We start from the raw sequence: 14,853 nt of genomic DNA on the forward strand, positions 1-14,853 counted from the left end.
GTTCGTCAGTCTTGAACCGAGAGCACAGTGGGGTAGTCGGAAATGAGTCCGTCGACGCCAGCCTGGACCAGTTCCCGGGCCTGATACCACGTGCTGACTGTCCAGACGTTCAGGTCTCGGTCTTCATCGTCGGCGATGTCGACGAGGTCGATGTCGCTCAGGTCGGACTCGGTGTACTCGCCGTCGTTGAAGAAGGACGTTCCCTGAACCATGTTCCGGGGGACGTTCACCGCGTCGCAGTCATAGCGGCGGGTGACCTCCAGCCCCTCCTCGATGCTGTCCCAGAAGAGGAAGGCGACGGGGACCGAGTCGTCGTAATCACGGACAGTCGCAAGCGCCGCCTCGTAGAACGACGAGACGAGAATATCGTTGTCGTACTCGCTGACGAGGTCGAGCGCACGTTCGGTGTAGGGTCGCCACAGTTCTCGCTGCGTCGACAGTGTCTGGTCCGACAGCGACTCGGCGAACGCGAGGTCGTCGCTCCCGGGATTCTTGAACTCCAGATTGACCGCCACGCTTGGCGGGATCGCCTCCATGACCGTTTCAAGCGTCGGAACCGTCTCCGCCGTACCGAGGACGGTCGCACTGGTCACAGTGTCCGCATCGGTCTCGAAGACAAGTCCCTCGGTGTCTGTCAGCCCGCGCTCGCCGCCGTCGCGTTCGGCCAGTCCGTTGTCGTGGAAGGTAACGAGCGTGCCATCGGCGGTCGGCACGACATCGACCTCGACCATGTCCGCGCGCCGGTGGGCCGTTTGTGTTCCCGGCCCGCCAAACGAGGCCGCCTCAACCGCCAGTTCCGTGTTCTCCGGGTAGACGCCGGCGAACCCGCGGTGGGCGATGAGCGTTGTGTCGTCGGTCATCTCCTCGCCCTCCGTTTCGGTGGCGTCATCGGTGCCTGACTCGCCGCCATCTGATTCCTGTGCTGCTGTACTCCCCGCAATCCCGGAACTCGCCAGCGTCGCCGCTGTCCCTTCAACGAATGTCCGTCGACCGATGTACTGTGACATACTAAGTACCGCTGCCGAGCGGTCGTGAAAGACCGTTTATATGAGGAATATATTCCTCTCAGTAGATGTGTCCCGCAACGGCCGAGTCTGTAGCCGCCTCCGCCGAAGTGATCACGCTTCCGTACTGTGTCGTTCACGGGCCGCAGCCACGACCAGTGGGAGTGTAATCGTCGCGTCAGCATACACCGAGACATTCCGGGCGTCCTTTTCAAGTTTCCCCCACGAACGGGCCTCGTCGAGCGTTGCGCCGGAGAGACCGCCGGTGTTCGAGGGGTCCATCGTCAACTGGACGGCGTAGTCGTAGGCGTCGGGCGAGACGAGCATCGTCTGGAGGACATAGTTCTTCGGGACGCCACCACCGACGACCATCGCACCGGCGCTGTCGGCCTCGTAGGCGATGTCCGTGATGTCGGTCATGTCCGCCAGCGCGTCGACCGTGAACTCGCTGGTCTGGGAGTACATCCACGCTTGCAGGCCCAGCACGGAGTCTTGGAAAGCCGGGCAATACACCGGCACGTCGTTCTCGTAGGCCGCCGCCAGCACACCAGCGTCCTCGGGCACGTCCTCGCGCTCGTTGACTTCGCTGTTGGCCCGACCGAGTTCCTCCGTCATGCGCTGGATCGAAACCGCTCCCTCGTCTTCCAGCGTCGAGAACACCTCATCCCGGAGGTGGTTCTCGAACAGGGCGAAATGCTCCTGCGGGAGGTAGACGTTGTAGATACGGTCGACGCCCTCGTCCCGGAGCGTCTCGTCGTGTTCGCGCTCCGTTTGCCCTTCGGGCGTCACCTCGCCGTGGTGGTGCTTACCGCCGATGGCCTCGATGCTGTCGTGGGTACAGTTCGCGCCCGTGGTGACGAGTACGTCGATGTGACCGTCGCGGATGAGTTCGCTGACGATCGCCCGCATCCCGGTCGGGACCATCGCGCCGGCGAGTCCGAAAAAGGTCGTCACATCTTCGTCGAGCATCTCGCTGTAGATATCGACGGCCTCGTGGATGTCGCTCGCACCGATGCCGGCCTCGCCGTAGCTGTCAGCCAGTTCGCCGACCGTCATTCCGGCCCGGACTTCCGCGTGCCCGATGGGGTCGTGATGGAACGTCTCTCGCTCGTCGGTGTGGTCGCTCATTGCTGTGCAGTCGAGCGCGGGCGGGTTTCAACGTCGTGGTTCGCCACGGTGGGTACGGGCCATACATTGGTTGCTCGTCACATACCGCCACTGAAACGGAGGGCTTAGACACCCCTGCGTTGGATGGAACGCTATGGATACCACTTCGTTTCGGCGCGGCGTTCGCGACGTTGCGCCGCTTCTGCTGGGGATTATCCCGTTTGGCCTCGTTGCCGGCATCGCGACCGTCAACGCCGGGCTGGGGCTGCCAGCCGCAGTCGGGCTATCCGTAGTCGTCTTCGCCGGCGCATCACAGCTCGCGGCGCTGGAGCTGCTCGGACAGAACGCGCCGCTAACGGTTGTCGTCGCGACGGCAGTCGTCATCAACCTCCGATTGCTGATGTACTCGGCATCGATCGCGCCGTACTTCCGGGATTTCACCGACCGATGGAAAGCAGTGCTTGCCTACGTGTTGACCGATCAGGCGTACGCGCTGTCGGTCGCGAGCTACCGGTCCGACAGCGAGACGGACCGGAAGTGGTACTACCTCGGCGTCGCTGTGACGCTCTGGGTGGTGTGGCAGGTTACGACTATCGTGGGAGCGCTGCTCGGCACTGGCGTCCCGGACGCCTGGGGCCTCGAATTCGCTATCCCGCTCGTCTTCCTCGCGATTCTGGTCCCGGCAATCGAGGACGCATCGACCGGGGCTGCTGCTGTCGTCGGTGGAGCCATCGCTGTCGTCGGCGCTGGGCTCCCGCTCAACCTCGGATTGCTCGTCGCGGCCGGCGTTGGCATCACCGCTGGTGTTCTCACCGAGTCCGCCACGGGAGGGACCGATGGCGACTAACTACGGTCCGGTTGAAATTGCCGGTGTCATCGCTGTCATCGGCGTGTTGACGTACGCCTGTCGGCTCTCCTTCATTGCGCTGTTCGGTCGGCTCGACGAGATTCCGCCGGTCGTCGAGCAGGTGTTGCGGTTCGTCCCCGCCGCTGTCCTCGCTGCGCTTGTCCTCCCGTCGTTCGTGACACTCGACGCCAGTAGTTTCGCCACAGACAAATTCGTCGCCGGCGCGCTCGCAGCGGGTGTTGCCTGGCGGACCGAGGACGTGTTTGCGACGATGGTGACTGGAATGGGCGTCCTCTGGGCGATCAGGTTCCTGCTGTAGTCAGCTCAGTTCTAGCGAGGCCCCACAGCAGTCCGACCGGTACTGCTCGTGTTGCTCGACGAGCTTGCAGTCCTGATAGCGACGGGCGGCGAGACCACCACACGCCTCACAGGTGAGGACGTGCTTCGGGTCGGTGAAGGCCGGACAGTGGACATCAGTATCGAGGTTCGCGGCCCGCTCCCGAAAGGCTCGGCCGTGGTCGGTCGTCCCGTCGCGCTGGTACTGCTCGACGTGGATGAGTTCGTGGCGCAGCGTCGCTTCCCAGGCGTCTCTGTCGAAGGCCGAAAAGGCGTCCCAGGTCAACGACACCGTACACGGGAGCGGGCGGCCGTCGCTCCCGTTGACGCTATCCCAGTCGTACTGTTGGCCGACGGTGGCGTCGTCCAGTTTCGGCCGCTTGACCGCGGCGGCCCGTCGCTTGGCCCGGTGAGACACGTCCCAGTCGACGAGATCGAACCGAACCGAGATGCCCTGCTCGCGGCGGACTCGCCGGCAGTACTGTCGCGACCAAGCGATAAGGTCCGTATCTGACATAATACCCTCGAACGAAACTCCCTCGTCCATCGCCTCAGAGCCCGGTCGGACAGTCGATGTAGGTCGTCTCCAGCCCCCAGTCCTCGACGACGGTCTGGAGCGACTGGACGCCGAACGTTTCGGTCGCGTAGTGGCCAGCGAGAATGACGTGCATCCCCTGCTCGCGCGCCTCGTGGAAGGCCTTCTGTTTCCCCTCGCCGGTGATGAGCACGTCGGCGTCCGTCTCGACAGCCTCTTGCAGCCAGTCGACCCCGCTGCCGGTGACAATGGCGACATCTTCGACAGTCGATGGGCCGAAGTCCAGAACCTGAACTGGCTGGCCGCCAGTGTCTATATTGCCTTCGAGCGAACCTGCGAGTTCGGAGACCGTCTGTGGCTCTGCAAGGGTCCCTTGCTGGCCGATATGCTCGCCGCCCATCGAACCGAACGGCGCACGGTTGTCGAGGTCCAGCAGGTCAGCAACACCGGCGGCGTTACCGAGCGATTGATGGCCATCAAGCGGAAGGTGAGCAGTGTACAGCGCGAGGTCGTTGTCGATCAGCGGTGCGACGCGGCGGTAGTTGGTTCCGGTCACGCGCTCCATCCCGCCCCAGACGATACCGTGGTGCGTTACGAGCAGGTCAGCGCCCGCCTCGTCGGCGCGGTCGATGGTCTCGACGGCCGCATCGACTGCGAAGGCGACGTGCTCGACCGGTTGGCTCGCCGGCCCGACCTGGAGGCCGTTCGGACTGGCGTCGATATCGGCGTAAGCCTCAATATCGAGTCTATCGTCAAGACGTGCCGCAATGTCTCCGGCGTTCATAGCGCGGGCTTCGAGATGGCCGGTGGTATGCTTTTCTCTCCCAGCGTCTGGCTACCCGTCCGATTCGACCAACTGGTCGTTCGCTTGCCCGATGAGGTCCCGGTCCACCGCGGCATCGATGATGGCGTCGAACTGCTCCCCGTCGATATCGTAGGCATTGACCGCAACCTCGCGGATTTCCGCGCGGTCAACAGGCATCTCACGGTTCTGGAGCAAGCGCATGACCTTGTTGTACTCCAGTTTTGTCAGCGAAGGGCCGTCATCGCTGCCATCGTTGTCGTCGCTGTCCGAACCACGTTCGGTGTCTCCGCTCTCAGCTCCGGCCGCCGAATCACTCGACCCAGTCAGCTTCACTGTCTGCCTGTCCGTGGTGTCCGCCGCTGCCGCGTTCGTCGAATCGGACTCCGCAGTCGCGTCCGCCGTCTCCGGTGACTGCGCCGACTGCTCTTGCCCCGCCGCGCTCGCGCTATCGTCGCCCAGCAGCGAGCCATCATCGGCCGGCTCGACCACACTGTCGGTGGTTACCGGCTCCTCACTCGTCTGCTCGTCGGTCGTTGGCGTCCCGGATTCGTCCAGCAGTCCCGGCGGCTCGGAGGTCCCAGCATCGCCAGCCGTTTCCGCTGTCTCGCGGGCGTCCGCCTTCGCCGCCTCGACGGCCGGTTCGACGATCGTTGCGAGCTTCTCCCGACAGGTCGAGCAGAGGACGACAGTCCCCTGTTTCTCGGCTTCCGGGTCCAGCGATTTCGGGATAATCGGATATTCGGAGAGCGAAACATCGAGCGCGCCGCCACAGAAATAACACGACGATAGCTGGTCCATGCTCGAAAAAGAAATGGTCTGTTCACTAAAAGACTACTTGCTGTGTCGGATGCCGAGCAAGTGGCGACGGCCACGGCGGTCCGAACAGCACTGACACTGAGCCATTGTTTACGATGTACTATACTGAAAACACCTATTTATCCAAGAACACCCGAACCAGTTCTTCGACTTCGTCACCGGGCTCTAGCCACGGCGTGTGGCCGTGTCCCGGGAGTTCGTGGAACTCGGCGTCGGACATCTTTTCAGCGACGGGACGGCCCACGGCTGGCGGATAGAAGGCATCCTCCGTCCCCCAGACGAACTGCGTTGGGCAGTCGATCCGAACAATTTCGCTCCGGATATCAAACAGCGGGTGGGCGCGGCCGTACGATCCCTGTGCCGTCGCCAGCGACCGCTGGCTCTCCTGACGCCCGGGCAGGTCCTGTCCGGCAGCGAGCAGTTCGTAAAACACGGACGGGATGGACGAGTCGTCGCCAACGTTGACCCGCTGCATCGACTGCCTTGCGTTCTCGACCGGGTCGCCGCGGTTGAGCAACCACAGCAACGGGCGGTTGAGGCCACAAATCGTCAGCAGGCGAAACAGGAACGGGAGGTCCCGCGAGACGCCGCCCGGCGCACCGACCAGTTGCAGTCGGTCCACGCGGTCGTGGTCGATTGCGAGCAGGAACGACTGGAGGCCGCCGTGAGAGTTGCCGACCATGTGGGGCCGGTCAATCCCAAGGTCGTCGAGCAGTTCCAGCAGGTACGTCACCAGAAACGACCGGAGGTCCCGGCCCTGGTAGCTTGGAGCGGCCGAAAGGCCGAGGCCGGGTCGGTCGGGAGCATACACGCGGTACTCGTCGGTGAGCGACGGGAACAGGGGGAGCCACGTCGCCGCTGGCGTTCCGACGCCGTGAAGGAGGAGGACGGGGTCGCCGTCTGGGTTCCCACCAACCAGATAGTGAACCCGGCCCACGGTATCCGTCTCGGTCACTCTTGACTCGACAGCGAGGTCGTAGTGGTCGGCGAGGCGGGCCTGAGCGTCCGCGTACCGTCGCTCGGCTGGATGGGGCCAGTCGTCCGGCGACAGCGCGCGACCCTCGGGAACTGTGGTACCGCCACTCATAGGTGGACTGTCCAGCGCCGGGCGTATCAGTGTATCGTGGCTCACGATGAACAGAGCGGATTATGTCTCCATGAGACACATATAGCTCCGCCACCTCGCTATCGCATGGAGAAAATCGAGGGCACTATCCTTGCCGGGCGGTCGTTCGAGCCGGTCCACGGCACCATTGTCGTCGAGGATGGGTACATAACGGCCATCGAGGAGACACCGGCCCGCGAGAGCGACCACAACCGCATCGTCCTGCCGGCATTCGTGAACGCCCACACCCACGTTGGCGACTCCGTTGCGAAGGAGGCGGCTGTCGGACTTGGCCTGGAAGAGGCAGTAGTACCGCCAGACAGTCTGAAACACCAGCAGATCGCAGCGGCCGACGACGAGACGCTGATTGCCGCGATGCACCGCACACTCCGGTTCATGCAGCGAACCGGTACCGCAGCGTTTCTCGACTTCCGGGAGTTCGGCGTCGACGGCGCAAACGCGCTCCGCGAGGCCGCTTCGGGGCTCGATATCGAGGACTTCATCTTCGGAAGCGACGACTCCGCGGTGCTTGACATCGCTGACGGGTTCGGTGCCAGTGGCGCGAACGACGACGATTTCACCACCGAGCGGGCCGCTGCCGAGGAGCGCGCGGTCCCGTTTGCTATCCACGCCGGCGAACCGGACGCCACCGATATCCACCCGGCGCTGGATCTGGAACCGGAGTTGCTGGTCCACATGGTCCATGCCGAGGCGGAGCACCTCGAACGGGTAGCCGACCAAGACGTCCCAATTGCTGTCTGTCCCCGTGCGAACCGTGTTCTCGGGGTCGGCCGACCACCAATTGAGACGCTGCTTGAGTACACAGACGTCGCGCTCGGGACGGACAACGTGATGTTGAATGCCCCATCGATGTTCCGTGAGATGGAGTACACCGCGAAGACGTTCGACCTCCCCTCGCGGACGGTGCTCCGGATGGCGACGACCGCCGGAGCCGAGGCAGTGGGGCTCGACTGCGGTGTCATCGAACCCGGCCGCCGGGCCGCGCTACTGGTCCTCGATGGTGACTCGGACAACCTCTCGTCCGTCGCCGACCCAGTCGACGCAGTTGTCCGGCGAGCGTCTCCACTGGATATTCATCGTGTTATCTGCTGAAGCGGACGGCAGGAATGGACCCGGATATATTTTCGATTAGCGCTGGTCCGCGTGGGCGAATACGAACGCCCGAAGGAGTTTCGCGGCCAGCGTTGCTGCCTGTCCGTCGTCGCGGTCGTTGACCTCGACGACGTCGAAGCCGACGGCCTGTGGTGCGACGGCCCGGACCACGTCGTGCATCTCGCGTGGGTCGAGGCCGAACGGCTCCGGCGTCCCGGTGCCTGGCGCGAACCCGGGGTCGGCGGCGTCGATGTCGACAGAGAGGTACACTTGCTCGTCGTCGAACGCGGGTGACCAGTCGGCCACGTCTTCCGGCGGAACCACGGTCACGTCGTCTTCGCTCGCGCGGTTCCATTCGGCCTCCGAGCCAGTGCGTGCGCCCAGCACGATTGCCTCGTCGGCCACCGGGAGCGCGTGGCGGGTCACTGTCGCGTGAGAGTACTCGTCGCCGGCATAGGACTCGCGGAGGTCCAGATGCGCGTCCAGACAGACGAACACGTCCGGTTCGAGCGCGCGCACACCAGCGACCGAGACGGTGTGTTCGCCGCCGACGACGAGTGGGACAGCCTCGTCGCTGTTGAAATCCGAGAGGGTCCCCTGAAGGTACGTGAGGTACTCGCCAACGTCGGCTGTGGGACCGATGTCGCCGTGGTCGTAGACGGAACACTCAGTGAAGTGCTGGTCGGTGCGGTGGTCGTAGTCGTCGAACTGCTGGCCGAATTTGCGGACGCGGGCCGGGCCAAAGCGTGCGCCAGGGCGAAACGATGTCGATGCGTCAAGCGGCGCACCCACGAGTGCGTAGTCGGCCGCCCCGCGGTCGACCCCCGCACCGGGAAACATCTTACGTGCGGGTAATCTTGCGCTGCTCTTCGTACTGGAGGTACTCGATTTCGTCGTCGGGCTGGAGGTCGATATCCTCGGGGACGCGCATCGTGAACGTGTCGTATGTGTCGAGGTCCATCACCTGAGCGTCGTTGCCGTCAGTCGAGACGACCTGGCCCTGCTTCCGGTTGACGATCGGGACCCAGACCTTCGCGTCGACGGGCTGGGACAGCGAGCGCTTCTTCCCATCGAAGACACCCTTGGCATCGATTCGGGCCTTAGCGCTGCCGTGCTTGCCCGGCTTGGCCGTGCTGTAGGAGTTGATCTTACACGGTGTGTCCTCGATCATGACGTAGCTTCCTTCGTCGAGCTCTCGAACTTCGGTCTGCTCTCTTGCCATACCGCCGGATTACCCCTGTTTGGGTATAAACGGTTTGGAATGCCTCAAGCCAGACCCGTCGCGGCTCCCGCTCTATAGCTGGGTTCGCCTGAGATGTGGGTCACACCAGCCCAGAACCCCCAGACAGCAACACCGCCTCCCGCAACCGTTTCTGCCCTACCCCCACAGTTCAAGTGAGCTTGCACTAACCACACAGGTGTGGCACTCTCGTTCGACCTGTTCGGGACACTCGTCACGGCAGACCGGCCATCGGAGCCGTGGGACGCCGTCGCGGAGTCGCTTGCGGCGCGGTCCGTTCGGTTGCCCGACGACTGGGAGGACGCTTACCGCTCGGCCCATCGCGAGTATGACCGTGGCCGGGAAGCGCCGCTGGACGAGCACGTTCGGATGGCGCTTGCCAGCCGCGGAATCGAGGTCACGGAGGAGACGGCGACCGAGGCCGTCCTCGACGCGTTCGACAGCCCGGTCACGGTCCGCGACGGGGCCATCGACGTGCTGGACGCCGCAGCACAGCGAGGCCCGGTCGCTATCTGTTCGAACTGCAGCGTCCCGGGGCTGGTCGAGCGAACGCTGGAACGAGCAACCATCGAAGCCCGGAGCGACCACTCCTTCGACGCCGTCGTCACCAGCGTCGACTGCGGCTGGCGGAAACCCAATCCAAATATCTTCGAGTCGACCGCCGACGCACTCGACGTGGCGCTTGCCGACCTCGTCCACGTCGGTGACGACGCCCGGACGGACGGCGGCGCGGGTCGCGCTGGCGCACGGTCGATACTGCTGGACGAACATTCGCTACCGGCGATAGCCGAGCAACTCCGGGAGGGGACGCTATGCTGAGCGCGCTGGCGGTGGCCGTCGCCAGCGGACTGGAACTCGCAATCGGTGAGCCGCCGACCCGCTTGCATCCCGTTGCGTGGTTCGGACGGCTCGTCGGGACGGTCGACCGCGAGTGGGACCACCCGCTCGCGGTCGGAACGCTCGCCGCGACCCTGTTGCCGCTCGGCGTTGCTGTTGTCGTCGGTGGCGGCGTCGCACTCGCCGCCAGTATCGCGCCCCTCGCCGCCGTCACGCTCGCCGGCCTCGCGCTGTTCCTGACCACGAGCCTCCGCAGTCTTCTTTCGACTGCACGGGGTGTCATCGCTGACAGCGACGCCGACCTCCCTGCTGCTCGGGACGGGCTACTCGCACTCGCTGGCCGGGACGCCGGCGCGCTGTCTGCGGGCGAGGTCCGGAGCGCCGCCGTCGAGAGCGCGTCTGAGAACCTCGCTGACGGGCTCGTCGCGTCGCTAGCCGCGTTCGTCATAGGCGGGCTCCTCGCCGCGAGCGTCGGCCAGCCACCGCTGCCCGTCGCTGCCGGGACGGCGACGTGGGTCAAGGCCGTCAACACGATGGATTCGATGCTGGGCTACCGCTCGAAGCGCGTCGGGACGCCTGCGGCCCGGCTCGACGACGCCGTGATGTGGCTCCCAGCACGGGTGAGCGCGCTCCTGCTCGCCATCGCCTGCGGGTCGCCTCAATCAGTGGCCCGCGCTCGGTCCTGGCTGGACGGCGTCCCGTCGCCGAACTCCGGGTGGCCGATGGGGACGGCCGCCGCGGCGCTCGACGTTCGACTCGAAAAGCCTGGCGTGTACGTCTTGAACCCTGCGGGAGGCCTCCCTGACGTGGCGACGGCCCAGCGCAGTGTGACGCGGGTCGGTGTCGCCGGGGTGCTGGCGTACTTGCTGACCGGCCTTGGGGTGGTCGCGTGGTTCTGACTGCGGTCCGGGGTGCGATCGGGTTCCTCTCGCGGCTCCCGGTCGGCCACAGCGAACAGGCGTGGGAGGCCTTCGTTGGGACGCCGGCGGCGTTCCCGCTGGCCGGCTACGTCGTCGGTGGTCTCGTCGCGGTTCCGTTTCTCGCCGTCGGCCTGCTCCCAGCCCCGGTCGTCGCCGCGGCGTACCTCGGCGGCGTCGTCCTCGTCACCGGTGTCAACCACGCCGACGGCCTCGCTGACCTCGGGGACGCCGCCGTCGTCCACGGCGACCCCGAAAAGCGCCGCGATGTGATGCAGGACACGACTATCGGCGTCGGGGCCGTCCTCGCGCTAGGGACTGTCCTCCTCGCGCTGGCGCTAGCCGCGCTGGCCGTCGCCCGACTCCCACCGCTGGTCGCCGTGTCGCTGGTCCTCGCCGCCGAGGTGGGAGCGAAGCTCGCCATGGCCACGCTGGCCTGCGTCGGCCGCCCGAGCCACGAAGGGTTCGGCGCGACGGTTATCAACGGCAACGGCCCGGGCCACCTCGTCAGCTCACTCGCTGCCGCGCTTCCGGCGGCTGTTGTCGCCGTTCCCGCAGCCACGGTCGCAGTTCTCACCGGCCCGCTGCTGGCGCTTGGCATCTCGGGCTGGGCCGACCGCCGACTGGGCGGCGTTAGCGGCGACGCCTTCGGCGCGACCAACGAACTCGCACGCGCCGCTGCGCTCCACGTCGGCGTCGCCGCGTGGTCGCTGTTCGGTAGTGTCTGGTCGTGGTCGTTCGTCGACTGGGGGGTGCTCACGTGGACGCTCTCGTGATGTGTGGCGGGCGCGGGACGCGGCTCGATACCGAGGTTGAGAAACCGCTCTTTCGAATCGGCGGCGTCCCGATGGTCGACCGTGTCGTCGGTGCACTCAAAAATAGTTCCATCGAGAGAACTATAGCTGCAACGTCGCCCAACGCACCGGAAACGCAGTCACATCTGGACGGTCCGTGCATTGAGACGCCGGGCGAGGGGTACGTCGCGGACCTCGACGCGGCGCTGAACGATGACAGACTCTCCCAGCCGGTTCTGACCGTTGCGGCGGACCTGCCGCTACTTGACGGCGAGATAGTCAACCGCGTGCTCGACGAGCATAGCGGGGGCTCGCTGTCAGTTCTGGTCCCGGCCTCGCTGAAGCACGAACTTGGCGTCAGCGACGACACGACGTTCGAACGCGACGACCGAGAAGTCGCCCCGACAGGCGTCAACGTCGTCGGCAACGGCCCTGACGACGCTTGGCGTACACGTGACCGACGCGTAGCAGTCAACGTCAACACGCTCGCTGATGCGCGCGTAGCAGAACAGTGGCTGTAACCACAGACAGTGGACACCGCGAAACTTTCTCCATACCGCCCACCGTAGCCCCTGTCAATGGACCCTGATTCGGTCGAGGGCGTGCGGGCGAGTGGCGGCGATGGACCCGGGGACGCCATCGGCCCGGACGGGCGCGTGCCACACGGCAGTAGCGACGACCCGGACCTACTGGATTTCAGCGCGAACACGAACCCCCGGGTTCCGCCGGACGCCGCGGAGACGTACCGGGAGGCGTTCGACGCAGCCCGCTCGTATCCAGCCGACAACTACCCCAAGTTCCGCGAGGCCGCGGCGTCCTTTGTCGACTGCAAGCCAGCGCAGGTGATACCCACGGCCGGTGGTCTTGAAGCTATCCGTCTGGCGATCCAGACGACAGTCCGGGCGGGTGATAGCGTCCTCGTCCCGTATCCTAGCTTCGGCGAGTACGCCCGCGAAGTCCGACTTCAGGGCGGGAAGCCGGCGTTTGTCCCACACGACGAACTGCTGGCCGCCGACCCGGACGATCACGCGCTTGCCATCGTCTGCAATCCGAACAATCCGACCGGCGAGACAGCAGACCCGGCGGCGCTTCGGGCCTTCGGCGATGACTGTCTCGACGCCGGGACGACGCTACTGGTCGACGAGGCCTTTCTTGGGTTCACCGACGAGCAGTCACTGGCCGGACGTGAGGGCGTCGTCGTCGCACGCTCGCTGACGAAACTGTTCGGGCTCCCTGGCATCCGGATGGGCTATGCTGTCGGGACGGGCGACGTTGGGGACCGACTCACCACCGCGCGACGCGCCTGGTCGATGAGCGCCGCCGCGGCCGCGGTCGGCGCACACTGCTACGGACAAACTGAGTTCGTCGCTGAGACGAAGGCCCGCGTCGCCGACGAGCGAGCGCGGATGCGGGAGCGCCTCGACGACCGCTTCAGCGTGAGCCCCTCTGATGCGCCCTTCCTCCTGCTGTCGGTCAGCGACGCCGACAAGTCTGTTGACGACATTCTTGGTTCGGCCCGCAAGGCTGGTATTGCCCTCCGAGACGCCCGGACGTTCCGCGGGCTAGACTCGCACATCCGCGTCGCGATCAGAGCCCCCGAAGAAAACGACCGGCTGCTGGATGCGCTGGATGTTTGAGACGACCGTCCGGGACGGTGTCTGCCAAGTTCGCCGCGAGGGAGCCCGCTGGCTCTCGACGGCGTGGGACGGCGGCTACAGGAACGCCGATGCCGTCTACAATGTCACCGTACCCGAGGGGTTCGAGCGGACCGATCTCAACGATTACCGCGCCGAGCGGCTGTCCGGGGTCGGCTTCACCGTCGGCCCGGCGCTACTCACTGGTGTCCACATGGAACACGCCCGTTGTGCCCGGAACGGGCCGGTGTCGGTGCTGGCGACGGCTGGCCTCTCGAACCCGGCTGCGCTGCCGATGTCAGGAGAGGATGAAGCGGCTGACGGCGACAGGACAGTGTCGGACCAAGCAGACAGCCCTGATTGGCGGCCCGGGACGGTCAACCTCGTCGTCGGCGTCGACCGAGAACTGGACGACGGCGCACTTGCGACGCTGCTCGCTACCGCCGTCGAGGCGAAGGCTGCGACGCTGCTGGATGCAGCCGGCGTCCCCGGAACTACCTCGGACGCGGCCATCGTCGGCTGTGTCCCGAGCGCCGAGCGAGCACCCTTTGCAGGGAGTGCGACTGAAATCGGGGCCGCTACCCGCGTCTGTGTCCGCGACGCTATCAGGGCGAGTCTGGCCGCCCGTTACGGTGGCGACGCCCTGCCGACCGTCGACGGCGCGGAGTACGGCGTCGTCACCGACCGGGATACCGAGGTTTTCGAGCCGTGAAAGGACAGTGTGTCACACGACAGTCCCGCAGTCCAAACGGCTAAACAGAATCCAGTCGAACAGACGGGCATGACCGACAACACGGCCGGCCCGACCGCCGAACCAATCGAGCCGAGCGCGCCCGAGGAGTTCGGACTGGTGCAGGTCTGGTGGGGCGACGGCAAGGGCAAGACGACGGCGGCGTTGGGGATGGCGACCCGCGCCGTCGGTCACGGCTACCGCGTCCACCTCCTGCAGTTCATGAAAGGCGGGACCAGCACCGTCGAGGACGTGCGCGGTGAGTACAACGCTATCGCCGCCCTGCCGGGGTTCTCCTACGAGAACGCCGGCCACTACGGCTGGCACGGCTTCCTCGACGGGAGTGAGGACGACGAGCACGAGGCCCGCGCGAGAGGAGCGCTCGACCGGGCACGAGAGATCATTCAGGCCAGCGCCGACGCCGACCTCTCGACGCCACAGGACGCCGACGGCCCGCCGGAGGAGGGAGTCAATATGCTCGTCCTCGACGAGGTTCTCTACGCCGCGAACCGCGGGCTCGTCGACCCCAAAGACGTGATTGGACTTATCGAATCCAAGCCGGACGACCTCGAACTCGTCCTCACGGGTGGCCACGAGCGGCCAGAGTTCCTGACTGACCACGCGGACCTCATCACCGAGGTCAGCAAGGAGAAACACCCCATCGACGCCGGTCAGGGCGCGCGGAAGGGCACGGAGTTCTGAACGCAGTATCCCGAACAGCGCTACCGTTCGTCCAGTAGATCGTCGACGATCTCGCGGGCCGCTTCAACGTGGTTGTCTGCGATGGCGTCGTCGGTGCTGTCGACGTGTGACAGAATGTGGTCGACGGTCGCCAGCCGCTCGGCCAGCACGTCTTCGGGGAGTTCACCGTCAGCAATGTTGGCGGCGACGGCTTCCGCCTCCCCGAGCCAGCGGCTGGCCGTTCGTTCGACCGGCCGCTCCCCGGTTTCGGCGAGGTGTCTGTGCAACGCCTGAAGCCGTTCGTCTGTCACAGAGGGAACTCGGTAGGCCGGGACAAAGAACCTCTGCCGAA

General features: G+C 65.6%; 19 protein-coding genes. 10 read left to right on the forward strand and 9 right to left on the reverse strand.

From position 1 onward, the window contains the following. Positions 1 to 5 precede the first annotated feature (5 nt). The gene (locus tag RBH20_RS11535; RefSeq protein WP_306708680.1) at positions 6 to 1,007 is read right to left on the reverse strand and encodes a glycerophosphodiester phosphodiesterase; all 1,002 of its coding nucleotides are present in this window, start codon (positions 1,005 to 1,007) and stop codon (positions 6 to 8) included. A gap of 111 nt (positions 1,008 to 1,118) precedes the next feature. Then, entirely contained in the window at positions 1,119 to 2,132 is a 1,014-nt protein-coding gene (locus tag RBH20_RS11540) for a deoxyhypusine synthase (RefSeq protein WP_306708682.1), read from the reverse strand. Positions 2,133 to 2,265: 133 nt separating this feature from the next. Between RBH20_RS11540 and RBH20_RS11545 the strand changes: the two genes are divergently transcribed. Then, positions 2,266 to 2,958 carry an AzlC family ABC transporter permease gene (locus RBH20_RS11545; RefSeq protein ID WP_306708684.1) on the forward strand — a complete coding sequence of 231 codons (693 nt, stop codon included), beginning with the start codon at positions 2,266 to 2,268 and terminating at the stop codon, positions 2,956 to 2,958. Then, on the forward strand, positions 2,948 to 3,277 hold the full coding sequence (locus RBH20_RS11550; RefSeq protein ID WP_306708686.1) for an AzlD domain-containing protein: 330 nt from the start codon (positions 2,948 to 2,950) through the stop codon (positions 3,275 to 3,277). The genes RBH20_RS11545 and RBH20_RS11550 overlap by 11 nt, the downstream gene beginning before the upstream one ends. On the opposite strand, the gene RBH20_RS11555 is transcribed toward RBH20_RS11550, so the two are convergent. The 4 genes from RBH20_RS11555 to RBH20_RS11570 form a co-directional block, all read right to left on the reverse strand. After that, a complete protein-coding gene (locus RBH20_RS11555; RefSeq protein WP_306708687.1) occupies positions 3,278 to 3,841 on the reverse strand; it encodes a transcription elongation protein SprT in 564 nt (187 codons plus the stop codon). A gap of 4 nt (positions 3,842 to 3,845) precedes the next feature. Beyond that, on the reverse strand, positions 3,846 to 4,613 hold the full coding sequence (locus RBH20_RS11560) for a Nif3-like dinuclear metal center hexameric protein (RefSeq protein WP_306708689.1): 768 nt from the start codon (positions 4,611 to 4,613) through the stop codon (positions 3,846 to 3,848). A gap of 51 nt (positions 4,614 to 4,664) precedes the next feature. Then, entirely contained in the window at positions 4,665 to 5,432 is a 768-nt protein-coding gene (locus RBH20_RS11565) for a hypothetical protein (RefSeq protein ID WP_306708691.1), read from the reverse strand. Between the two features lie 133 nt (positions 5,433 to 5,565). Then, positions 5,566 to 6,537: an alpha/beta fold hydrolase gene (locus RBH20_RS11570; RefSeq protein WP_306708693.1), complete on the reverse strand. Its 972-nt coding sequence runs from the start codon at positions 6,535 to 6,537 to the stop codon at positions 5,566 to 5,568. Between the two features lie 105 nt (positions 6,538 to 6,642). Between RBH20_RS11570 and RBH20_RS11575 the strand changes: the two genes are divergently transcribed. Continuing rightward, the gene (locus RBH20_RS11575; protein ID WP_306708695.1) at positions 6,643 to 7,668 is read left to right on the forward strand and encodes an amidohydrolase family protein; all 1,026 of its coding nucleotides are present in this window, start codon (positions 6,643 to 6,645) and stop codon (positions 7,666 to 7,668) included. Between the two features lie 36 nt (positions 7,669 to 7,704). On the opposite strand, the gene speB is transcribed toward RBH20_RS11575, so the two are convergent. Then, on the reverse strand, positions 7,705 to 8,508 hold the full coding sequence (gene speB, locus RBH20_RS11580; RefSeq protein ID WP_306708697.1) for an agmatinase: 804 nt from the start codon (positions 8,506 to 8,508) through the stop codon (positions 7,705 to 7,707). 1 nt (position 8,509) lies between these two features. After that, positions 8,510 to 8,890 (reverse strand): translation initiation factor IF-5A, encoded by a 381-nt coding sequence (locus RBH20_RS11585; protein WP_306708699.1) that lies wholly within the window; start codon positions 8,888 to 8,890, stop codon positions 8,510 to 8,512. A gap of 198 nt (positions 8,891 to 9,088) precedes the next feature. Here RBH20_RS11585 and RBH20_RS11590 point away from each other — a divergent pair, with 198 nt between their 5' ends. From RBH20_RS11590 to RBH20_RS11620, 7 genes are all read left to right on the forward strand, one after another. Then, positions 9,089 to 9,727, forward strand: coding sequence for an HAD family hydrolase (locus RBH20_RS11590; protein ID WP_306708701.1), 639 nt, complete (start codon positions 9,089 to 9,091; stop codon positions 9,725 to 9,727). Next, a complete protein-coding gene (locus RBH20_RS11595; protein WP_306708703.1) occupies positions 9,721 to 10,644 on the forward strand; it encodes a CobD/CbiB family cobalamin biosynthesis protein in 924 nt (307 codons plus the stop codon). Before RBH20_RS11590 ends, RBH20_RS11595 begins: the two co-directional genes overlap by 7 nt. Next, positions 10,635 to 11,438, forward strand: a complete 804-nt coding sequence (gene cobS, locus RBH20_RS11600) for an adenosylcobinamide-GDP ribazoletransferase (protein ID WP_306708705.1) — start codon at positions 10,635 to 10,637, stop codon at positions 11,436 to 11,438. The genes RBH20_RS11595 and cobS overlap by 10 nt, the downstream gene beginning before the upstream one ends. Then, positions 11,438 to 11,977 carry an NTP transferase domain-containing protein gene (locus RBH20_RS11605; RefSeq protein WP_306710438.1) on the forward strand — a complete coding sequence of 180 codons (540 nt, stop codon included), beginning with the start codon at positions 11,438 to 11,440 and terminating at the stop codon, positions 11,975 to 11,977. The genes cobS and RBH20_RS11605 overlap by 1 nt, the downstream gene beginning before the upstream one ends. 57 nt (positions 11,978 to 12,034) lie before the next feature. After that, a complete protein-coding gene (locus RBH20_RS11610) occupies positions 12,035 to 13,093 on the forward strand; it encodes a threonine-phosphate decarboxylase (RefSeq protein ID WP_306708707.1) in 1,059 nt (352 codons plus the stop codon). Then, positions 13,086 to 13,802, forward strand: a complete 717-nt coding sequence (locus RBH20_RS11615) for an adenosylcobinamide amidohydrolase (protein ID WP_306708709.1) — start codon at positions 13,086 to 13,088, stop codon at positions 13,800 to 13,802. The genes RBH20_RS11610 and RBH20_RS11615 overlap by 8 nt, the downstream gene beginning before the upstream one ends. Positions 13,803 to 13,871: 69 nt before the next feature. Then, positions 13,872 to 14,522 carry a cob(I)yrinic acid a,c-diamide adenosyltransferase gene (locus RBH20_RS11620; protein ID WP_306708711.1) on the forward strand — a complete coding sequence of 217 codons (651 nt, stop codon included), beginning with the start codon at positions 13,872 to 13,874 and terminating at the stop codon, positions 14,520 to 14,522. A gap of 20 nt (positions 14,523 to 14,542) precedes the next feature. On the opposite strand, the gene RBH20_RS11625 is transcribed toward RBH20_RS11620, so the two are convergent. After that, positions 14,543 to 14,812: a hypothetical protein gene (locus tag RBH20_RS11625; RefSeq protein ID WP_306708712.1), complete on the reverse strand. Its 270-nt coding sequence runs from the start codon at positions 14,810 to 14,812 to the stop codon at positions 14,543 to 14,545. Positions 14,813 to 14,853 lie beyond the last annotated feature (41 nt).

This window comes from Haloarcula sp. H-GB4 (genome assembly GCF_030848575.1).
Classification (GTDB): domain Archaea; phylum Halobacteriota; class Halobacteria; order Halobacteriales; family Haloarculaceae; genus Haloarcula.